At 50.2% G+C, this 19,852-nt stretch carries 22 protein-coding genes, 1 tRNA gene and 1 pseudogene; 7 read left to right on the top strand and 17 right to left on the bottom strand.

All coding sequences use genetic code 11. The features are described 5' to 3' along the window. The 7 genes and pseudogenes from B1757_RS12465 to B1757_RS12440 form a co-directional block, all read right to left on the bottom strand. A pseudogene (locus B1757_RS12465) lies at positions 1-207 on the bottom strand (ISL3 family transposase); the annotation flags it as partial. Between the two features lie 308 nt (positions 208-515). Next, positions 516-797 (bottom strand): major capsid protein, encoded by a 282-nt coding sequence (locus B1757_RS12460; RefSeq protein ID WP_101538603.1) that lies wholly within the window; start codon positions 795-797, stop codon positions 516-518. A 289-nt stretch (positions 798-1,086) separates the two neighbouring features. Next, entirely contained in the window at positions 1,087-2,016 is a 930-nt protein-coding gene (locus tag B1757_RS12455) for a hypothetical protein (RefSeq protein WP_101538602.1), read from the bottom strand. A gap of 4 nt (positions 2,017-2,020) precedes the next feature. Further along, positions 2,021-2,602 carry a hypothetical protein gene (locus B1757_RS12450; RefSeq protein WP_101538601.1) on the bottom strand — a complete coding sequence of 194 codons (582 nt, stop codon included), beginning with the start codon at positions 2,600-2,602 and terminating at the stop codon, positions 2,021-2,023. A 156-nt stretch (positions 2,603-2,758) separates the two neighbouring features. Then, the gene (locus B1757_RS12445) at positions 2,759-4,030 is read right to left on the bottom strand and encodes a phage/plasmid replication protein, II/X family (RefSeq protein WP_101538600.1); all 1,272 of its coding nucleotides are present in this window, start codon (positions 4,028-4,030) and stop codon (positions 2,759-2,761) included. Next, a complete protein-coding gene (locus B1757_RS15210; RefSeq protein ID WP_143484262.1) occupies positions 4,023-4,202 on the bottom strand; it encodes a hypothetical protein in 180 nt (59 codons plus the stop codon). Before B1757_RS15210 ends, B1757_RS12445 begins: the two co-directional genes overlap by 8 nt. A 132-nt stretch (positions 4,203-4,334) precedes the next feature. Continuing rightward, entirely contained in the window at positions 4,335-4,658 is a 324-nt protein-coding gene (locus B1757_RS12440) for a hypothetical protein (protein ID WP_101538599.1), read from the bottom strand. Positions 4,659-4,836: 178 nt separating this feature from the next. Between B1757_RS12440 and B1757_RS12435 the strand changes: the two genes are divergently transcribed. From B1757_RS12435 to B1757_RS12405, 7 genes are all read left to right on the top strand, one after another. Further along, a complete protein-coding gene (locus B1757_RS12435; RefSeq protein WP_101538598.1) occupies positions 4,837-5,211 on the top strand; it encodes a helix-turn-helix transcriptional regulator in 375 nt (124 codons plus the stop codon). A 58-nt stretch (positions 5,212-5,269) separates the two neighbouring features. After that, the gene (locus tag B1757_RS12430) at positions 5,270-5,536 is read left to right on the top strand and encodes a hypothetical protein (protein ID WP_101538597.1); all 267 of its coding nucleotides are present in this window, start codon (positions 5,270-5,272) and stop codon (positions 5,534-5,536) included. A gap of 209 nt (positions 5,537-5,745) precedes the next feature. Continuing rightward, positions 5,746-7,452 carry an autotransporter assembly complex protein TamA gene (locus B1757_RS12425; RefSeq protein ID WP_368233482.1) on the top strand — a complete coding sequence of 569 codons (1,707 nt, stop codon included), beginning with the start codon at positions 5,746-5,748 and terminating at the stop codon, positions 7,450-7,452. Beyond that, positions 7,449-11,003: a translocation/assembly module TamB domain-containing protein gene (locus B1757_RS12420; protein WP_101538596.1), complete on the top strand. Its 3,555-nt coding sequence runs from the start codon at positions 7,449-7,451 to the stop codon at positions 11,001-11,003. The genes B1757_RS12425 and B1757_RS12420 overlap by 4 nt, the downstream gene beginning before the upstream one ends. A gap of 18 nt (positions 11,004-11,021) precedes the next feature. Continuing rightward, the gene (locus tag B1757_RS12415; protein ID WP_101538595.1) at positions 11,022-12,134 is read left to right on the top strand and encodes an NAD(P)/FAD-dependent oxidoreductase; all 1,113 of its coding nucleotides are present in this window, start codon (positions 11,022-11,024) and stop codon (positions 12,132-12,134) included. A 46-nt stretch (positions 12,135-12,180) separates the two neighbouring features. Further along, the gene (locus B1757_RS12410; protein ID WP_101538594.1) at positions 12,181-12,606 is read left to right on the top strand and encodes a Fur family transcriptional regulator; all 426 of its coding nucleotides are present in this window, start codon (positions 12,181-12,183) and stop codon (positions 12,604-12,606) included. Positions 12,607-12,700: 94 nt separating this feature from the next. Further along, positions 12,701-12,776 (top strand) — tRNA-Lys (locus tag B1757_RS12405). 435 nt (positions 12,777-13,211) lie between these two features. Here the strand turns inward: B1757_RS12405 and B1757_RS12400 are convergent. From B1757_RS12400 to B1757_RS12355, 10 genes are all read right to left on the bottom strand, one after another. Continuing rightward, positions 13,212-13,646 (bottom strand): hypothetical protein, encoded by a 435-nt coding sequence (locus B1757_RS12400; RefSeq protein WP_253253850.1) that lies wholly within the window; start codon positions 13,644-13,646, stop codon positions 13,212-13,214. 221 nt (positions 13,647-13,867) lie between these two features. Continuing rightward, complete coding sequence (locus B1757_RS15480) at positions 13,868-14,269, bottom strand: single stranded DNA-binding domain-containing protein (protein WP_101538592.1); 402 nt, start codon at positions 14,267-14,269, stop codon at positions 13,868-13,870. Beyond that, on the bottom strand, positions 14,266-14,544 hold the full coding sequence (locus B1757_RS15475; RefSeq protein ID WP_101538591.1) for a hypothetical protein: 279 nt from the start codon (positions 14,542-14,544) through the stop codon (positions 14,266-14,268). Before B1757_RS15475 ends, B1757_RS15480 begins: the two co-directional genes overlap by 4 nt. A gap of 181 nt (positions 14,545-14,725) precedes the next feature. Further along, a complete protein-coding gene (locus tag B1757_RS12385; protein WP_101538590.1) occupies positions 14,726-15,187 on the bottom strand; it encodes a hypothetical protein in 462 nt (153 codons plus the stop codon). Next, positions 15,184-16,905, bottom strand: coding sequence for a YfjI family protein (locus B1757_RS12380; RefSeq protein WP_101538589.1), 1,722 nt, complete (start codon positions 16,903-16,905; stop codon positions 15,184-15,186). Before B1757_RS12380 ends, B1757_RS12385 begins: the two co-directional genes overlap by 4 nt. Further along, entirely contained in the window at positions 16,902-17,873 is a 972-nt protein-coding gene (locus tag B1757_RS12375) for a hypothetical protein (RefSeq protein WP_101538588.1), read from the bottom strand. The genes B1757_RS12380 and B1757_RS12375 overlap by 4 nt, the downstream gene beginning before the upstream one ends. Before the next feature lie 3 nt (positions 17,874-17,876). Then, positions 17,877-18,140: a helix-turn-helix domain-containing protein gene (locus tag B1757_RS12370; RefSeq protein ID WP_101538587.1), complete on the bottom strand. Its 264-nt coding sequence runs from the start codon at positions 18,138-18,140 to the stop codon at positions 17,877-17,879. Between the two features lie 106 nt (positions 18,141-18,246). Next, entirely contained in the window at positions 18,247-19,287 is a 1,041-nt protein-coding gene (locus tag B1757_RS12365) for a hypothetical protein (RefSeq protein WP_143484260.1), read from the bottom strand. A 98-nt stretch (positions 19,288-19,385) separates the two neighbouring features. Then, positions 19,386-19,574, bottom strand: coding sequence for a DUF2283 domain-containing protein (locus tag B1757_RS12360; protein ID WP_101538585.1), 189 nt, complete (start codon positions 19,572-19,574; stop codon positions 19,386-19,388). Continuing rightward, positions 19,571-19,825, bottom strand: a complete 255-nt coding sequence (locus B1757_RS12355; protein WP_101538584.1) for a DUF2442 domain-containing protein — start codon at positions 19,823-19,825, stop codon at positions 19,571-19,573. Before B1757_RS12355 ends, B1757_RS12360 begins: the two co-directional genes overlap by 4 nt. Positions 19,826-19,852: the final 27 nt, after the last annotated feature.

The following is a 19,852-nucleotide window of genomic DNA, read 5'->3' as shown; positions in this document are numbered from 1 at the left end:
CTGGAAGAAATCCATGTGCCGCCAAGTATGGTCACGGGTATCATGTACCGGACACTCCTCACCACAGACGGAGCAAGCAAAGCGACTACCCTTGGGAAAGTTGATGTGCAGATCCAGGCGTTTCTCCTCCACCGTGAAAGTCACATGATCCACCAACCACGGCGGAACCAATCCTAACGCGAGAGAAAACAGCTCTTCAGGGACCATCAGCTAACTCCAATTCAGGGCACGACCGCTCCACAGCATTCTACCCCCTACCCACTCAATCTGACGAAGAGCCGGTAGACATCACCAGAAGAAGAAAGACGCCAGGAATAATTAGGATCGTCAAGAACAGCAGAAAAAGAAAAGGAAGAAAAAACTAAACAGAAAGCACCAACCAGAGCGCGATAAGTAAAGTGACAAGGTAAAAAGTCCATATATCCACCTGAGAACTCCAAAAAAAGGAAGAGGGAGAAAAAGTCGGGGGTGGGGGGGGACTAAAGTCCTTTCCCCCGCACCCCCTCCTCTCCTGCTTAACCGAAGAACATACCTTTGGCCCACTTGTACACAACAGCGATACCAGCCAGGCTGATTAAGGCCACGCCAATGGCACCAATCGCAGTGTCACCACTGCTTGTGAAGCTGGCTGCAGCAGTAGTAGCAGCCGTTCCCGCACCACCAGACGCGAAAGCGGTCCCAGCCATGACCAGACCACCAACAGCAGAAGCAACCGCAAGGCGGCGGGGGCTTGCAAACTGGGCGATGGTCCCGAGTGCGCGATTACGCGCGGTTTTTACAGCATTACGATCTTCCATGATGTTTCTCCTTGGATGGAAGGTTATCCGGGGAACTGCCCGGCCAGATCGTCACCGATTCAAGAAGAAGCGGATCACAATTCTAAAAAGGGCTGCGAGCATCAAAACCGTGATGATTGCAGGGGCTGCAATGTCAAATTGACTGGACGTTATGCCACCGATGCCATAAACCGGGACCCATGCAGCGGAAGAACAGCTATAGGTTGTGCTTCCAGTAGTGGAGTCGGTGGTAGCAGTAACATCAGTGCATACGTTCAGAACTAGGGAACCGTCTGGTGTTCCAGTGGTGCTAGTGGTCATAAGCGCCCATGTCATAGTCAATGTCCATGTCGGCCAGATCGTCGGAAGTTATATCAGGCAGTAGGTCGGGTAATGATTGCTGCTTGAGTGAGTTAAGACGGGCGGCATGGCGAAGTAATTCGGAGGATTCGGCCATAGACAAATTAGGAGCAGTGGCCAGGCCATCGATAGAGCCTAAATGGGGGAATAAATATGCCCAGTTAGCAGCAGTAGTAGCAGCATGGTTATCGTAGGCATCGTGATAAGTTTGCTCATCCTCATACAGGCGTGCACGCGCCTTCGTGGCGTTGAACTCGTCGTAATTGTAAGAATCAGCAAGGTCTTGACTGTAGTAATAGAAAAAATCTGATGCTTTGTTGAAAAATTCGAGGTCACCAGCTAATGCGCCTGACTGGAGTCCCGGTCTTGAGTCGGGTCCGGAGTCAGAAGTGTAAGGAGCGTTATAACTGGGGTCAGCATAGAAACCGTTTTGTCCATCTTCAGCATCGAGGTCGGAATAATCGTCATCGAAATGCGAGGTAAATATATCGTGATCATCATCGAGGTCGAAGGTGGAACCAAAGCCAGAGGCTAAGCCAGTGTCGGAACCGGGTATGTATCGGGACTTACGACCGAATGAGAAGGGTTTGATCTGTCCAAAACGACTAATAAAGGTCCAGATGTTTCCGCTGTCCTTTTCAAGGTGCACTTTTTTGGGATTGCCAAAAATGCCAGCTTGAGAAGGGGGGCGTTTGGGGAGTTTGACTTTCCAGCCAAAGGCGCGGGCGGTCCAGTAGGAGACTACGAACAGCCCGGCGATAGACAGCAGTGCAACACCAATATCAGGTAAAGCCTTGAGACCTTCGTTTAGAAAGTTTGAGGCAATACCGGATACTTGGGATTCAAGTACCTGACTGATGTTGACTGTTGGGGTAGGCATGGAATCAGGCAGACATCAGGAGTTTAGGATCAGAGATCAGATCACCCAACTCATTGTTATATAATACTGCAATGGGAATAGGTTGATTAAATTTCTTATCGTGGCTAGTTTTAAAATTGATAACACCAAAGTACAGCCCAGGATCAACAGCAACAATATCACTATCAAGATTAAAGCGAACAGTAATACCAGTGTCACTCAAATCAGTGGGATCGAGAACAGAGCAAGGATGATAGTACTGAGTAGGTTCTGATTTATCTTTAGGAACGTAAGTTTCCATAGGAGCGCATGACAAAACAACATGGATAGGTTGACCCTGAAGTAAAGTAAATTCAAGAGGATCAACAGCATCAAAAGCTTTACCAACAGGACGAAAAGAAATTTTACGATCAAAGGCGGATACATCCATAGGAATGCGACGCAATGATCGTGTAGATTGAAAAAAATCATCTTTTCGAGAAGAGACAACCTCAAAATCACAGGTGTGATGGTCAAAAAAACGAATAGATACACGTTGCTTAAAGGTTTTGGAACCTTCTTTGACAGGTTCGGGGTCAAAGGCAATGTAACAGGCATCAAGTTGCATGATTAGAATCTCCAAAATGAGTAAAAAAAAGAATAAGACTTCCCCATTGGCACGAAAAACGAGCCTAAAATTTCCACAAGTAAAACAACCAATTAAAAGGACAGTATTCACCCATGAATAAAGGGAGCGCTGTTAGTAGCTCCCCTTATGCATGAATCAGGCAGCCTTAAAAACTTCCGCATGCAGACGATCGATGTTTCCAGCCTGCAAGGCGGCATGCGTGGCCTCTACGAGACGCAAACGGTCAGAATTGGGGTTCCATAGCCGAACCTTCACAGGATCAACAGGGACGCGAATTAGAGCCGTACCGTCCTGCATCATAGCGTCAGATACACCAGCAGAATTGAGGATGCGGCGATACCTGGAAAAAGTAGGCTGAGAAATAGAACGGCGAGCCTGGACAAAACCAATCGCGCGGATACGTTGGTAAAAATCAAAGACACGTTGAGCTTGAGCAGGAGTAGGAGCATGTAAAAACAAAGAAGAAAATAAAGTATCGTCAGTCATCGCAGCCTCCGTAGAAAATAAATGCCTGAATTCGGCATCCCATAGATCGGGCAGATGTAGATTTTTAGCGAGGTAATGAACAGGGAAATAGATAATGGGTTGCTTTTTGTTTTTGGAATGCAGGGGCGTAATGCCAATGTCACGTAGAAAGTTAGATGCGTTTTCAGCAAAAACACCAGGCACTAGATCGGCAAAGTGTTTAGGAAGAAGGCCATATTTTACAGCGTGTCTGGAAATGGCCAGGGCGCGAATCTGTAATTCAAAACGGCCCACAGACGCGAATTCTTGCGAAAGTTCTTGAATGATCTCTGGGAAGGCTTGCAGACACTTTGGGGGGTGTGCTTTTAGGTCCCTGCCCTTGCAATAAATTTTTCCGACGCGATAACGTGAACCTTTACCGAGGTAGACGGTACGACCGGAAGGCATGGCATCACAGGACAAAGGACGGTTTTCGATTTCATCCGCTCGATCTTCAACACCAGCGCGACGCTGACCACGTTGAACACCTAAAACGGTATCTAACCAAACATCAAGAGCATGGAACGTGGGGAAATCATAGTTATAGGTCACATCGACGCGGGCGACATACCAAAGGGAGCCATCAGGCCAGGTAGTGAGATTAAAGATCGTGCCGAAAACATAATCTACCAGGCGGCGAGCGGAAAAGAGTAAATCATCAGAACCCGTGACATTGTGGCCCTGGTAGAGTTTGGGGGAAGCTTCGAGGGTTACGCGGCCACCAATAGACAAAGAAAAACCGTCAAACCATGACGGGATTTCCACGCCTGAGCTAATGCACCAATCCACCAGATCACCAGTGAAGTTGGTTTTACTGATCTTGTGTTGAAGGCCCATGAGCCAACCGATGGCATCAGGGGGGAAAAAGTCACTAGGAATAGTCAGGCGGAGGGTGTCAATCATTGGAACCACCGACAGAGGCGCTACTGTTACGGTCTAAAAGGCCAGCAATAAAGCGAAATACCCAGGCAATAGTGTCATAGGTGAACAGAGCGGCAAGGCAACCGATAAAAACCGCCCACATCAGAGCGGTAGCCAAAGAAAGAGAAGAGATAGGGGCGGGATTAATCATCATCGCCACCCCTGTTGTTGAGGTCTTCTATAAAGACCGAGTAGAACAAGATCCCGGTAAGACCTGCAGCCATCAAACCACTGCAAACGGACATGAGTAGATGAACTTGAGAGGGATCAGAAAGATAAACCATGACTAGGCCCCCTCTTCCATCAATTCAAGGGCAAAAGCTTCAGATTGCTGACGAAACCAGTAATCGTTGACGGAAGCATCAAAGTCATCAGTGGCAGCCTGCCAGCGGCGGTCATATGCAAGGCCAACGAGGCGCTGAGCGAAAAAGGACAAAGCAGCGTTGCGGCGTTGGCGTTTGGCGAACGCATCGCCGTGATTCTCAAGGTATGGATGCAGGCGCAGAGCACGACAGATGCAAATGGATTTGACCTGGGGAACGGGGACACGCCAAAAAGCGGCGTAATCATCAGCGGGTGAAAATTTGTTATCGCTTGATCTAATAATCATTTTATAGTCTCCAGTAAAAAGGGTACCCCTTGAGGGGATACCAAACCCCGGAGCTACCGGGGAGCGTTTCAAAGAGGTACTAGGCACTAACTACTAACTGCTGATTAGTAGATAACGCAATCTGCTAACATTGTCAAGCTACAAGTTAGCAACTAGTATCTAAGCAGGAGGTGGTCAAATGAAAGCGAAAGAGTTAATCAAGAAGGTGCAAAGTAAGCACGAATGGTCACAAAACCAAGTAGCTAAAGAACTTGGGATTACGTCAGCAGCATTGAGTAACCTAGCACAAGAAAAAACCGACGGGTCTGACGAGACATATATAAAGCTAGCCAAAATGGCAGGGATAGACCCAACTGAGATCATCATCGAGAAGCACATGAGGAAGGCGGGACCAGAGGGTCAAAAAATCTGGGCACACCTGGCAAGGACACTACCCAAAAGTGCTGCCCTACTCTTAGTCATAATACTGATAGTGCCGAACATTCAAGCACATGCTGCTAGTTTCCAAAATACCAATGTTATCAAATGTTTATTATGTAAAATTATGAAATGAACTTTCCGTCCTTGCCGTGGTCCCAAAAAACAATACAACTTTTACGAGGGAGCGAAAAATGATACGGAGCACATTTACCGCTAATCGTTCAGCACCCTGGTGGGTACGTTTGTTAACCATCATGGTGGGTATGGTTTTGCTAGTCGGGTTATTCTTCTTTGCAGTTTTTGCATTTATAGCTGTGGCAATACTGGGTGCCAGCGGTATGCTTTTTCTCTGGTGGCAAAGACGTAAAATGCGTAAGACCTCCAGCAGCCAGGACTTTATCGTGACCCAATATCGGGAAATCCACCGTAGTCAAGCTCCTGGTGATAGAGATCGTTAAATTATAGGCAAAGCCCTATACAGTAACCCTCCTACCTTTTTTTTGTAAAAATCGTGTTAGAATCTTGTCAGAAGTCGAAAATTGACAAGTGATCACGGTTTGCAGGAGGGCTTCTGGTTAATAACTATTCAAATACAGATGGTTACCTTGCAAAAAGGCGGTCAGTCAGGTTCTTGCATGGCTGTTTACTGTTAATGAGCTGTTATTCTTTGTCAGCTTCCGCAGATGAAATTCATTACGTATTTCAGGGTATTCCCCAGTCTTTGCAGAAAAGATTACAAAAGGCTTTTCCAACTGTCACTGTGGCCGATAAGGCGGCTCGCCTTGATGAAACGGAGTTGGCTGCTGGCCTGCGCCTTAGAGATGCAATGCAAGCATACGGATACTACGATGCTAAATGGCAGGTCCATCGGGAGACTTCGGACAAGAAAAAATATATTTTGCAATTTTCCATTACATTAGGCCAACCAGTACGGGTCAGAAAAATAGATCTTCAGAAAACTGGAGCCGGAAGCAATATTCCGGTAATAAATGGTCTTTTTAATAATTTTCCATTAAAAGACGGTTCTATATTAGATCAGATTAATTACGAAGAATGGAAAGGTAAAATAATAGCCATACTAAACAAGCAGGGCTATATCAAAGCTGATTACACTCGTCATGAAATATTGATTGATAAAAAAGCATTATGGTCTGAAATCTATCTATGGTTAAATACCGGTCCTAGATTTCGTTTTGGAAATATTACAGTACATGGCGCCGAACATTATCCACAATGGTTTATTAAACGATATGTGTCATTTAAGCCCGGCGACTGGTATGCACCAGCTGCATTGGCGGTTACGCAAAGTAATCTTCGCAATGCAGATCGTTTTTCAGACATCTCTGTGCAGGGAGATATCCGTGCTGAAAAAAATAACGTAGTCCCCGTCAATATTGATCTGAAGAGCATGCCTGCACAACATATCAAGGTGGGCGCCGGTTACAGCACAGACATTGGCCCCAATGCAGCACTCATTTATGATAATTACAATGCTTTTAATGAGGCTCAGCATGTTCGTGTTTCCATTTTGGCTGCACAATTAAATAAAAATGCCAGTATTTTATATAAATGGCCGGTAGGAAAAAATATTGGCTCTGAATATATTGCTCAAGCCAGCTATCAGAATCAAACACTGACTGCATATGATAGTAATGAGATCCTAGCCAGCGCTGGGCGGCAATGGACTTTGCGCAATGATAATAGTCGCAACAAGACCAGAACGCTGGAAGCACTACTTAATGTAGAGCAAGCGAATTATACAGTTGGTGACGAGGTTAATAACAGTTTTTATATTTATCCTTCATTGCAATATACGACACAAAATTTTCGCAATGTATTAAGGCCTATATCCGGTTATTCGCTGATTGCGCGTGTTGAAGGCGCCAGTAAGATATGGGGTAGCAGCAGCAATTTTTTGCGCTTTAGTGCGCGTGCTACCTGGCGCGTACGCCTGTCTAATCAGTGGGTGCTGGGGACCCGGGCTAAACTGGGGGCAATGTGGCTTAACGGTCCCATTACTCTGTTACCCCCTAATTTGCGTTTTTTTGCTGGTGGACAAAACAGCCTCCCTGGTTATGCTTTTCAATCTCAAGGTCCAGTGGATAGTGAAGGCGCCGTGGAAGGTGGTCGACTATTGGCTGTTGCGGGCGTAAATGTCCAGCGTTTTGTGAGTAAAAACTGGGCGGTAGTAGCCTTTTATGATGCTGGTAATGCCTTTAACAGTTTTTCCGATTTTAAATTACTTGATGATGTCGGCCTGGGGTTTCGCTGGTATTCTCCGGTTGGTCCTATTCGTTTTGATCTGGCTCACCCCCTGGTAAATCCGCAAGCGCCAGCAGTACGCATTGCTTTTTCGGTAGGGTTCAGTCTGTGATAAAACTACGTCATACCTTGTTTTTACTATCTATTCTGGTTGTCGGTATTTTCTTTGCTGTACTAATCTGGCTACTGGATACGAATAGTGGTGCACGTTGGTTGCTGGCCCAGGTTCCGCATTTAAGCGTGCAGCAGGTTCAAGGAACTATTGCTCAAGGTTTGAATATTCATGGACTGCGCTGGGCCAGCACTGACACCCGCTTTAATGCGAAGAACTTGCAGTGGAAACTACACGCCAGCCACTTATTATGGGGTGATCTGGATATTGATCACCTTATCATAAGCGATAGTCAGTTATATTTACCAAAGCCTGCTTCACAACCATCCAGCATCAACCTTCAATGGCCGGCATTGCCATTATGGTCTAGATTCAGCTCCTTGCGCCTTTCTTCAGTTGCGATAACGCACCTGCATGTTTGGCAAGGCCGGAAATCATCCCTGATCATTAAAGAAGCCAAACTCAACAGCCTTTCCTGGCGATATGGTCTTCTACATGTCCATCAGCTCAGAGCTAATATTTCTGCAGGAGATATTGCACTTTCTGCTCAAATTGGCCTGGATAATCGGACAGTGGAAACAGATGGGCAATGGATTCAGCATTCTGCCACACCGATGCATTTGGATTGGCATATTCTCTGGCATGGTATAGGGAAAAATGCTTTAGGGGGGCCTGTTCATCTGACACTGAATCAAGGCCATGTGATGACCAAGCTGAACTTTCAAGCCCTGATCAAAGCCCATCAGCTTGCCTTTAATGCCATGACCATTCAAAATCCGTCACTCCTGAGAGTGGCAAAAGCACACTGGAAAATTGATCTTCCTGAAAGCACGTCCGGAAATTTTACTATCGCGGGAAATCTAGAGCATTTACTGTTTAAAAATTTACCGCCATCTTTGCCCGCCGGAGCGCTCTCTTTTGCTGTGCACTTGCAGGGTAATTCACAACGTTATCGTGGTTTTTTATCGGTTCAAGGCGCCGCAAAATTTGGTGATATTAAAGGTAATATAAACGGCAATTCAAGAGGCTTAATATATGATTATCATGGAAAAATTCTCGGTGCAAAACTGCTTCCTGCACAATTTCTGATTGATTGGCAGCCACAGATTAAAGTTCAGGGTAAATTACGATTTCGTGATTTACCGATGAAGAATATTACCCCAAAAATTCCAGGATATCTATCAGCCGATTTGTCAGTCAATGCCGTACAATCAGGAAAAATCATGAGTGGTGGGCTGCAACTGGATCTGCTACCCAGTCAAATATACAAAAAAAATCTGCAGGGTAATGCCGATGTGCGTTTTTCTGGCAATCGCTGGGATTTACGAGACGCCGTTTTTCAGGGATCGGGCATTCGCTTGAAGGCCTCTGGAAACTTGCAGCATCGCTTATCTTTTAATTTCCAGGTTACCAGCTGGCAAGGCATATTACCCGGTGCCCGAGGTTCATCCAGTCTAGAGGGCTGGGTTGCGCAGAATCAGCAGACCTGGTTGGGACATATACAAGCCCATGCACTGGACCTTAGCTATTCCGGGATCACGGTGGATAAACTCAAAACCCAGGCTACGTTGCAGGCAGGAAAGCAAGTGCAAGCCAATCTGAATATACAAGGCGCCAACTACAAAAAGCATCAGATCAATCTCGAAGCCCAGGCTCAAGGACCCCTGACCGCTCTACATATGGAAGTTCAGGCACAATCCAAGGAAAATCATTTGGCTGTGAAAGCCTTGCTGAAGCACTCTTCAGAGACATGGAATCTGCTCTTGGATGAAACCCATTTGCAGAGTCCCCAACTGGGAGATTGGCATCAGCTCAATCCCGCCATGCTATCCTGGAAATCAGGCGCCATGGAAATCAGTCCCCTGCTTTTTGAAGATAGCCATGGTGCGAAAATCAGTGCCCAGGGACAATATAATCCTGCCGCCAATTTGGCAGATTTGAATCTGGAGTTATTTGCGCTGCCACTGGATTTTCATGACCATACCGATGAGATGTCCCTGAAAGGTTATGTGAATGCGCAGGTCAAGGCTCAATGTCATGGTGTCTGTCATGCCCATGGTTACTGGAACTTTGCGAAGACGCAATTACATTGGCGCGCGAATGACGTTCATCAATCAGTGAATGTGCAGCAGTTCAACGGACGCGTACAGTGGGACCCTCAGCAGCTGACGGTAAATGCTGATCTCAGGCTGCCCCCAAACTGGGGATCAGCGCAGCTTCATCTTTTCAGCCCGGTTACCCTTGCCTTGCCTTGGCGCTGGGATAACCAGGCCACTCTTCATGCCACACTCAAAACCGAACTGGGTGGTCCCTTTTTTGCCGCCCTCCCCCTTGGCACGCTGAAAATGCGGGCGCAGGGTAAGGGTAATATTGATGGAAATATCACTGGTACTTGGGCGAACCCCAAGTGGCATGGTACTGCTGCGTTAGATGGACTGGGCTTATACGTGCCACAAGCAGGTCTTGATTTACAGCATGTGGGTGCCAGCATTATCGCCAATGGTCAGGAGATGCAGATCAATGCACTTCATGCCAGTTCTGGAACCGGTCAGATATCTGGGAAAGGCGTTGTTCATCTTCAACCGGAACCTCGTTTTGCATTGCAAGTGAATGGACATGACTTTACTGCATTGAATCTTCCCCAGGTACAAGCGGCTGTCAGCCCTGATTTACAGATAAACGGAACATTACAGAAAATACATATTGGCGGAGTTATTCATACCAATCGGTTACGTATTTTGGGTACCGATTTTAATGGACCAAAACCCTCCAGTGACGTAGTTTTTGTAAAAAATATCAAAAAGAGTTCTGCAGGTCCCGCTCTGGGGGTAAATTTGAAGATCACCCTGGGAAATGATGCCAAAGTGTTGATCAGTGGATTACGCGCCAATCTTGTCGGAAGTTTGGATGTGGTCATGGATAATGGCAATAGTCCTACTGTGCGAGGAATTTTGCGCATGGTGGATGGACATTATGATATTTACGGACATAGCCTGGATTTTGAGAGAGGTTCCATTAATTTTCATGGCGAGGCAAGTCAGGCCAACCTGGATGTCCTGGCAGTCAGAACCATCAAAAATTCAGATAGTTTCGCGGTCGATAATACGCCTGTAAAAGCTGGAGTTCAGGTTACCGGCACGTTGCAAGCTCCGCAGGTGAATCTCTATTCCAGCCCATCGATGTCCCAAGCGGATATTTTGTCTTATCTGGTGCTCGGTACGCCTTCCAGCAGCTTGAGTAATCAGGATGAATTACTCTCTGCGGCAGCAGGTACTCTCTTTTCCGCTAGCCGCGCAGCACTTTTTGGAAACAGCCTTAGCCATTCAGGAATTGATGTGGGAGTCACTTCCAATGGTCAGGAGGGTATATCCGGAGCCATGGTCACCTTGGGGCATTATCTGACGCCGGATTTATATCTCAGTGTCGGACAATCAGTAATGGGTAACGGCACAGTTGCTCGACTGCGTTATCGGGTCAGTAAACATATTGAATTACAAACAGAAAGTGGTACCCAAAACGGTGCCAATATATTTTATCGGATTGATTTTTAAAGGTTACGGAAATACTACGTGCTAAAAAAGCGAGAAAGCGTCATCCTGGTCGGTGCTGGTGTCATCGGCTTAATTGCTGCAATGCGGCTGGCTGAAGCCGGCTTTGACGTTTGCGTTGTGGACCGGGGACAAGCGGCTCAAGAGGCCTCATGGGCAGGTGGCGGTATTCTCAGCCCTCTCTATCCCTGGCATTATCCACCGGAATTGCTGCGCCTAAGTTTTTACAGCATGTCGCTGCATCAGGCGCTTGCCCGGGAATTAGAAAATCTGACGGGCATCGATCCACAGTGGAATCTGTCAGGACTCCGCATCATGGCGGGGAAGCGCGAAACGATTCCCGCTGATATTATCAATTGGGCTCAGCGCTGGCAGCTGAACTGGCAGTTAATGGGTAAGGAAGATGGTTTGCATCCTTCACTTTGGTGTCCAGAAGTGGCTCAAGTACGAAATCCTCGACTTTTATCTGCACTCTTGCTTCGCTGTCGTCAACTGGGTGTTAAAATCATCGAACATACCGAAGTTTCCGGATTTAGACGGTTTCATAATGGACAACTCTGTGGACTAGAAACAACGCGAGGGTTCTGGCCAACCAACCACGCCATCATCACTGCGGGTGCCTGGACAGGTAAGTTGCTGGAAAGTGCGAGGCTGCATCTGGAAATATATCCAGTAAGGGGGCAAATGCTATTGTTGCAAGGGCAAGCTGGTATGCTCAACTCCATGATCATGCGTGACCAGCATTACCTGGTTCCTCGACAGGACGGCCTGATTCTGGCGGGTAGCACCAGTGAAAATGTACAATTTGATAAATCGGTTACAGCTGAGGCACGCGAGACGCTCTGGGATTTTGCTCATGATTTCCTGCCTGAGCTGACCAGTGACCATATTATCAGACAATGGTCGGGGCTCCGTCCCGGAAGTCAGGAGAGCGTGCCTTATATCGGCGCCCTTCCCGGCTGGAAAGGATTGTATGTAGCTGCCGGGCACTTTCGCTATGGCCTCACCAATGCTCCGGCAACTGCAGAAATACTCGTATCTACGCTGACGGATCAAGCCCCACCCGTGGATATCAAGCCTTATCTGCCAGCTACGCATTTTCAAAAAGATCCAAACTCTTCCCCTGCGGATTAGTTAGCGGTACAATTATACTTTGTTTAGAATTATAGTGAGGCCATTCATGGATCATCAGGATTGGAATAAGCAGCGCGTTTTAGAGATTCTGCGGGATGCGGGTGTGAACCCCACCAGCCAGCGTGTGGAAATTGGTTACGCTTTGTTTTCGTCTTGCGCCCATCTTTCGGCAGAAGAAATCATGCAACGTGTCAATGCGGATTATCCAGTGGTTTCCAAAGCCACTGTTTATAATACACTGGGTTTGTTTGCCGATCATTCTCTGGTACGTGAGGTTATTGTCGAGCCTGGTAAAGTTTTTTATGACCCCAATGTTTCTATGCACCACCACTTCTATCATGTAGATACTGGAGAATTGCAAGATATTCCTGCCAGTGCCCTGCAAATCAATAAGCTTCCGGACATCCCTGCAGAAACTGAAGTTGAAAATGTTGAGGTCGTTATCCGCCTGCGGCAAAAGGTCATGCATTAAATTTTCGGGAAGGCAGCATGGGAAGACCCTTGGAATTCAAGAGAGTTTTCAGCTCTTGCCTTCTCTACATAAATCTTTATAATGCTTGGTTCTTGGGTTGTTAGCTCAGTTGGTAGAGCAGCTGACTCTTAATCAGCGGGTCGTGGGTTCGATCCCCTCACAACCCACCAAATAAAACAGGCACTTAGCGCAACTTGCTAGGTGCCTTTATTTTTGCGGGCTAACCCAGGGCTAACCTCAGGAGGAAAAACGGGTTAGCCGGGCCTATTCCGTCCAGCAGTGATCCAGGCAGACGGTGCTCCAATCATGGGGTTAATTCGATTTGAGCGTAGACACGTCATTCATGGGGTTGGTTTCGATTTGGACAGGCCGCGCTCATGAGCGTAATTCATGCGGGTGGTCACAATGCGGTCACAATGCGGTCACAATGCGTTCACGATGGGCCGCAACGCCTTATCAGTGCTGACCATTGCCGCTCACCATGCGGTCACGATTACGGCCTTATCAGCTTCCTGATTTCGCGTTCTTGCCGGTCATACTCACGAATCAACGCCATGACTGCCCGCACCTCTCGCCGGGCAGCACGCACTCCGCTGCTCTTGGCATTAGCTGCGGCCTTGGCTTTTCCCACTTCTGTTACTGGTCCGGTCGACTGTTCCCACGGTCGCCATTGCCGGATCATCTCGGCCTGCCTTGCTCGGCGCTCCGGTGTCCAGCCGTTCGATATGCTCATGGGTAATCCCCTTTAGTTCGGTGTCCTGATCTGATTTTACAGGGACGGGCGCGGGTGTCCCATTGTTGATCTGCATGGGTCCGGTGGCCTGATTGATCTGTTGCTTGCCCACGAACACGGCGGGATTTTTGAGGGTCGCCAGCGCCTCGGCAGCATGGACGCATTGCCGTTGTGCCTTGAGCGATGCGGTCAGCCACATTTTGACGTGATCCGCGTTTTCGGTGTCCATTGCTCGCCGGGCAAGGCTGTTGAACATGGCGTCCAGCGTGTGCATCTGGCTGACCAGCATACCCTCGATGCGCGTCATGTCGCCGCCTATGACTCGACGGGCCTGTGAACTCAATTCAGCGATTAGCGGGCCAGGCTCGGCCTTAACCCCGGCCCATGTGTATTTTCCCATAGTGAACGCGGCTTGCACTGTGGGTAGGGCTGCGGCTCTCGCGGCGTCCTTCTCCGGGGTGTCCGGGTCGCCTTCAATGATAACAACGTCGGTTGCTGGTGCTGGTGCCTTTGGTTTCGATTTCGTGGTCATGCCTGGAACCTCCCATAGTCGTCAAAATCATCGTGTGCAGCCGTCGGTGGTGTGGGTGGCGCACTGGCATTGCTGCGCCGTGGACTGGATGCCCTGCGCTTGGGTGCCGGTGGTGTGACTGGCTCGGCCTTGGATGCAATCAACTTCAATCCTGAACGCTCTACCCCGCCCTTATCCTCCCAGGTGCTCAGTGAGAGGGTGCCGGTAACGCTTATTGCATCGCCTTCCCCAAGCATCCCGAAATTGATCTGCTCGGCCAATTCCCGGAAGGCTGTGATCTGGATGGCATCGTTACCAGAGACTCCAAACGCTGACCAGACGGGCATCGTGCCATCTTTCGCCAGGCGGTAGGTCGGGGCTTTTTTCAACGTGATTACGCAAGCTGCGATGATGGTCATGGGTTCAATCCTCTTTCTGCTCGCCGGATCATGGCGGCGATGTTGTGAATGGCTCGATGGTCGGATGGTGTAGCGGCCATATAAATGCGGCTGGTGCCTACGGTGGCGACCAGATGTCCTCCGCGTGTACGGCTGATCTGGATACCGGGGAATTGTTTCTCCAGGGTGCGGATATGCCGGGTCATGGCTAGTGCCACCTGCAAACAGCAGGACACCAGCGGCCACGGAACTTGATCCATACCAAGGCCCGGAAATTCGTGTATCCCAGACGCCATGTGTGCCCTCTCCATGTAAACACGGTGTGCCGCTTGCCCCGATCAGCTCGCAATGCAGCATCCACCAGCTCGGTGCGTAGGGCTGGCTCATCAACCAGCCTATCCAGAATGGACACCCTACGGGATAGGCGGCCGGATCGTAGCTCTCGGACGTAAGCAAGCGTAATTCTCGGACGTGTAATCATGACGCCACCCCCGCATACTCAGGGCACGATCTGACAGCCATTGGATAAGCGGCCTTGTAACCTGATCCGCCTTCCGGTGGTAATCCGTGACTAGTCGCTAAACAGACGCCAATGGATAGCGGCTGCGGTCCAGGTTGAAAGCGGCAGCATTGCCCACAAGACACCCGTTGCGGGGCCATTGCTGCGCTGTGCTGCATCGGAGCGGGTGCGGTGGTGTAATCCATGCTCTCAGCCTGAATAGCCAAGCGTTCAGCCATTGCGTAGTCATCAGCGCATTGCTCAGACGGGAGCGGGGCCACAAATGGCTGTGGCGATAACAGCGCCAGCAGACTGGCCTTGTTTTCGCGGATATGCGGGATCAGGTGCGCGGGGATGCGTTTTGCCTTCAGGTGCCCGGCTTCAACCCAGACAGCACCCCCAGCGTCCACAATATCCACCACGATCTGCGCGGGCTTCACTCATCACCCCCGAAGTCGAGAATTTCATCGTCAGGGTCATCTGAAAAATTATCTTCACAAACGCTAGATGACACACTATTTAACCTATTTAATTCATCCTTGGGGGGTTTAGTAGGTTTAATAGGTTCCTGTTTTGCGTTTGCGCGGTGAATTTTTGGATTGACGGCGTATGTCTTGGACGGTCGCCCAGCGGTCGGCGTCTCCGGCTTTGGTGTTGCTCGCACCCATCCGGTTGACTCCAGAAACTCCAAGGCGGCGGTAATCTCTTTCGGTGAGCCTAGGCCCGCCCATCCCTTGCGCTGAATGTCAGCGGTACTGAAAGGATCGGGCAACTTGCGTTGTAATAGTGCATCGCTCAACTTCTGCGCGGCTCTGACCTCCGGGTGCATCCATAGGTGGTAAACGCGACGGGCATGTTCACCGAGAAAATCCGCCCAGGCTATTGCTCGCAACATGGGTTTTTCGCGGACCGGCCCGATCATCCCACTCACGTCTGCGCGTTCGGCCATGTCCAGAATTAAGGCAAGGCCGGCGACCAGTTTTTCATACTTCCCGAAATGCTCCTGTAATACCGGGGCACAAGAGGGCATGACGCGGGTTTGTAGATTGGTATCCCATGCAATAAAGGCTTGTGCGGCCTCTTTGGACAACTTAAATGACGGGATTCTACGGAATTGATCGGCAGGTTCAGCGCCCCAGGCCCCGATAAAGTCGTCGTCGTCCAGCGTCTCGAATATCTTGTACACGGCATCGCGCAAGACCTTATCGGGCGCGGCATCCCTCCACTCGAACCTCATGGAGTCGGGCCATACTATCAACTGAAAACGCGCCAGTAATCCATCGTTGCCTGTGTCCTTGGCGGCACTGTCCAGGTACTTCTCTAATCGTTCGGGTTGGATACCGCCGAGAACCGATAACGCCAGGTTGGGGATATACAGGGAACCGCGACCAATGCGGTCAACCTCGTGCCCGTCTGTGCCGTTCCATGCCTCCAGGTAGAAAGCTCTATCTGATTCGTGCCCGGATTTCTCGAAAGACAACAGCAACCCGGCAAGCTCGTCCCTCTCGGTCAGCAGTCCTTGGGGATTCTCCACCAGCAGGTCGCCCAGCTTTTCGATGGTGGCGTCGTTGGTCGTGTATCGCTTCATGACAGGCGGCTGTGGCTTTGATTCTTTCAGTGCCGCTATGCGGACCTTGGCTGCTTGCAGCTTTTCGGCATCGTCTGCGTCGGCAGCTTTAGATAATGCTTTTTTTGCTGCGGCCATCATCACGTCATGCTGCTCAACTTCTTCCCGGTAGGCTTCCATCGCCTTGGCGTGTTTGGCGCGGGCGTTTGCTGAAAGCCACTTCAATGGCTTCACACCATCGGCCATAGAGGGCGATTTCTTTTTACTCGGTGGCGCGATCACTGCGCCCCATAAGTTCGCGACCACGATCCAGTCGTCCCGCAGCTTGGGCCTGACTCCACACCTTGCCCCGATCAAAGCGCCCAGGCTAACCAGCAAGCTGACAGCCACAAACTCAGGCGGTGCCACCTTCCTACGCGCGGCATCCAGGACATACCCGGCCAAGGGCGCGGGCAGCAGCGCCTCCACATCCATCTGCGGGACAGGCGGCAGGTCTGAACCGATCCGCTCGAGGTTAGGCCATTCGGCAGAGGCAACCGCGACGGCTTCCAATGCTTCCCGTGGGTCGATAACGGCCGTCAGGTCGATCATGCGACACCTCCACGAACAGCAGCAGCAGCGGTGCGCAAATCGCCGTTGTGGTATATGGCTGCAAAGGCGTCAAAGGCATCCAGTGCGTGCCCGTTATGCAGCGGGTCATCAGCATGATGACAAAATATGCGCCCCTCGATCTCCACGATCCCAGGCGTCCCGCTATGACTATGCGGGGATACCCAGCGTTTGCCCTTTCGGGTGTAGCCTGCGTGTTCCAAAACCTCATCGACAGTGTGCTGCTCGTTAAACTGCTCGATAACCGAGACGCCACCGCGCGATGCGATTCGTGCCGTCATCGCTTTGCTGTGTTCCTTCTTCGTCTCTCTTTGGTGCTGAATGGCAGCGGCTATCAATGTCAGCGTCTTGGCACTCAGCGGGGCTAACCCCCCGGCGTAGAACTCATATCCATCTGCGCGATCCGGCGGCGTTGCTGGTGCGTAGTAAAGCCTAGCGCGGTCTCCTATGCAGGCGCGGTCAATAGCCTGTGCAACACCCCCAGGCAACTGGTCCACCACATAGGATTGCGCGTCCCTCAGCGCGTCGGGGTGCAGGGGTGCGTCCAGGGCAATGATGATCCGATACCGGGGGGCCGTGGCGCTATGGCTCCAGGTGGTATAAATCAAATGCAGCCAGCCCAGGCGTGATAGCTCCTCATGCGCGGCGATCGGTGGCAGCGGTGCCTGATCCTTGCCGTCCACGTCAAAGCCCAGTGCAGTAATGGCGACAACATTCTTGCCTGCGCGGTGAGGAGTGCTGAATCGCGCCAGCACAAAGCCTGTGCCGTCTTTCACCTCTCGCACCTCTGACTGCATCAGGTCATTGCAGAACTCGCTCCACGACAAAGCGCGGGGGGTAATCCGGGGATCGTGTGCATTGCGTACCATTCCTATACTGATGCTGATAAAATGGGCGTCGTTCGATGTTGCGTATGCCGTCCTTGCCGGGCGGCTTTTTTGTGTCTGCATGGCTTACCCCTCCATGCCAGTGCGACGCTTGGCGATCCATTCGGCCAGGTCAGCGACGCGGTAACGGACAAGGCGGCCAGTCTTCACATAGGGCAGGTTATAGCGGCCAGTACAGCGCCAGTTACAGAGTGTTGCGGGCTTCACGTCCAGAACAATGGATGCCTGCCCTTCGTTGATCTGTGTGGGTACGTTCTTCTCGGTAAAACCGAGGGTACCCGCTATTTCTTTGACGATCTCGCGGTGGAGTAAATCGGGTTCGGTTTGCATGGGAAAGCGCCTATCGGTTATGGGTGATGGCGCTTATGTTGGGTGAAGCGGTGGTCTTTCTCCTGCGAGATTCGCGGGTCTGGAAATGCGCGAATGTCTCAGCGGGCTACATTCGGAAGTAACCCCTGTATTCGCTCCACTTCTTCCATGCTTGCCGGATATGGTGCGGTTCCATCTCTAAACCAGATACGATCCGGGCAATGGGTAAAATGTGGTTTTCGATGTGCCCCTCTATCGGAAAACTCATCTGGCGTAGTTTTTCAAAGATTGAACGCAAGTATAATTGGACGATCTCGCCTTTCTTTTTTCGACTCTGTCCGATTACCTCCTCGGCAGCGTTGCCCAATGAGGGCATGGCTAAATCTTCAAAAGTGTTAAGAATCCTACTGCGAACCATTCCAAGTAGTTGGTTTAGTGTTGGCTCGCCCGATTCTGTCGCGGCCTCAACGCTTGGGCATGGTGGCGGCTCTGTAAAATCAGTTCTTTTAAGGTGCATCCCGGTTTCCATATCTACCAAATCGGTGCGGAATATCTCAGCCTCTATTTTTCGGCTATCCCAGTCTGCATACCTAATCAGCATGGGTGTCTGTTCGCCTATATATGGCAAGTGTTTTTCCATGCTCTCTATAAGATTTTGTATTGAAATAAAAACCTGCTCTACTCCTGCGGCATATTCGGCCTTTGCTTCCATTGAACTATGCACATTTTTTGCGTCGTCCCATGCCCAACTACAGCCGGTAACTAGGGTGTAGAAAAAAGTCGATTTGTGTAGGGGTTCGCCAATTAGGTTTATGTGAGTACAAAACACAGGCGATACAAACGATCTGGCTATAATGTGAAAGGTTCCGTTATTCGTAGGTGGCAGATTTAGTGTGGCGTCATAAACGCTCCTGCCTTCATAATCATCCAGGACGCGCCGGAAAAGTCCCGCTGATATTTCTGCCTGAGATTTTATGGCGTCGTATGATTGGCCGGTATCGGTAAAGACCTCGCGCATTGCATCCCAGTAGGATGCGTGTTCATAAGCGTTGTTCGTTAAGGTTGCGGCAATAATAAGCTGCGCCAAATCATCCGGCAGCCCTTCCATGCATGGTCGCAACTCAGCGGCAAGGGCACTGCGCCACTGTCGGTATTCGGCATCCATCATGCGCTCCTTCTCTGCGCTTCCTTCGGGAATAGGTGCCGATTCCAGCGGGTGAAGGTTTCCCGTTTTCGCTCCGTCGAGCTATGAATCGGCGGTGAAACTTAAGCCGCGTGCTGCGGTACAGGCCAAGCGCCGGACGCTTTGGCGTCGAGTATGACGATCTCCACAATGCTTCCGTCATCGGCATAGGCAATATTCAGGTTCCAGTCTTGCGACACCTCGCGGCTGACCGGCTTGTCGGTGAAGTGGAGCACCAGAATATCGTCGGTGGCGTCATAGTCGGTTTTCATGCCGCGTGCCCTTGCTGGTGCTGTAACAGGTCCAGCAGGTATTCGGGTGCAAGGTCTGCGCCGTTGGGCCATGTCACTGTATGGAACAGGCTGTGGACCTCTACCCGGCTGAACAGGTCATCATCCCGTAATGCGTCGAATACCGGGCCGGTCAGTTCTTGGGATAGGTCCACATCGCCCTCCTGTCCGTTGCTGAATTGGACGTGCAGGCGATAGCCGGGGAGGGCTTTTGCTTCGGTGATATGTAGCATGGCGATTACTCCACACGCCAGAACATC

This window comes from Acidithiobacillus marinus (genome assembly GCF_002847505.1).
In the GTDB taxonomy this organism is placed as follows: domain Bacteria; phylum Pseudomonadota; class Gammaproteobacteria; order Acidithiobacillales; family Acidithiobacillaceae; genus Acidithiobacillus; species Acidithiobacillus marinus.
This window is presented reverse-complemented; position numbering and strand designations above follow the sequence as displayed.

Excerpts from the sequence above, each read along its gene's own strand:
- B1757_RS12460 (WP_101538603.1), bottom strand. The coding sequence starts at position 797 with ATGGAAGATCGTAATGCTGTAAAAACCGCGCGTAATCGCGCACTCGGG.
- B1757_RS12455 (WP_101538602.1), bottom strand. The coding sequence starts at position 2,016 with ATGCCTACCCCAACAGTCAACATCAGTCAGGTACTTGAATCCCAAGTA.
- B1757_RS12450 (WP_101538601.1), bottom strand. The coding sequence starts at position 2,602 with ATGCAACTTGATGCCTGTTACATTGCCTTTGACCCCGAACCTGTCAAA.
- B1757_RS12445 (WP_101538600.1), bottom strand. The coding sequence starts at position 4,030 with ATGATTGACACCCTCCGCCTGACTATTCCTAGTGACTTTTTCCCCCCT.
- B1757_RS15210 (WP_143484262.1), bottom strand. The coding sequence starts at position 4,202 with ATGATGATTAATCCCGCCCCTATCTCTTCTCTTTCTTTGGCTACCGCT.
- B1757_RS12440 (WP_101538599.1), bottom strand. The coding sequence starts at position 4,658 with ATGATTATTAGATCAAGCGATAACAAATTTTCACCCGCTGATGATTAC.
- B1757_RS12435 (WP_101538598.1), top strand. The coding sequence starts at position 4,837 with ATGAAAGCGAAAGAGTTAATCAAGAAGGTGCAAAGTAAGCACGAATGG.
- B1757_RS12430 (WP_101538597.1), top strand. The coding sequence starts at position 5,270 with ATGATACGGAGCACATTTACCGCTAATCGTTCAGCACCCTGGTGGGTA.
- B1757_RS12410 (WP_101538594.1), top strand. The coding sequence starts at position 12,181 with ATGGATCATCAGGATTGGAATAAGCAGCGCGTTTTAGAGATTCTGCGG.
- B1757_RS12400 (WP_253253850.1), bottom strand. The coding sequence starts at position 13,646 with ATGACGCGCATCGAGGGTATGCTGGTCAGCCAGATGCACACGCTGGAC.
- B1757_RS15480 (WP_101538592.1), bottom strand. The coding sequence starts at position 14,269 with ATGACCATCATCGCAGCTTGCGTAATCACGTTGAAAAAAGCCCCGACC.
- B1757_RS15475 (WP_101538591.1), bottom strand. The coding sequence starts at position 14,544 with ATGGCGTCTGGGATACACGAATTTCCGGGCCTTGGTATGGATCAAGTT.
- B1757_RS12380 (WP_101538589.1), bottom strand. The coding sequence starts at position 16,905 with ATGATCGACCTGACGGCCGTTATCGACCCACGGGAAGCATTGGAAGCC.
- B1757_RS12375 (WP_101538588.1), bottom strand. The coding sequence starts at position 17,873 with ATGCAGACACAAAAAAGCCGCCCGGCAAGGACGGCATACGCAACATCG.
- B1757_RS12370 (WP_101538587.1), bottom strand. The coding sequence starts at position 18,140 with ATGCAAACCGAACCCGATTTACTCCACCGCGAGATCGTCAAAGAAATA.
- B1757_RS12365 (WP_143484260.1), bottom strand. The coding sequence starts at position 19,287 with ATGATGGATGCCGAATACCGACAGTGGCGCAGTGCCCTTGCCGCTGAG.
- B1757_RS12360 (WP_101538585.1), bottom strand. The coding sequence starts at position 19,574 with ATGAAAACCGACTATGACGCCACCGACGATATTCTGGTGCTCCACTTC.
- B1757_RS12355 (WP_101538584.1), bottom strand. The coding sequence starts at position 19,825 with ATGCTACATATCACCGAAGCAAAAGCCCTCCCCGGCTATCGCCTGCAC.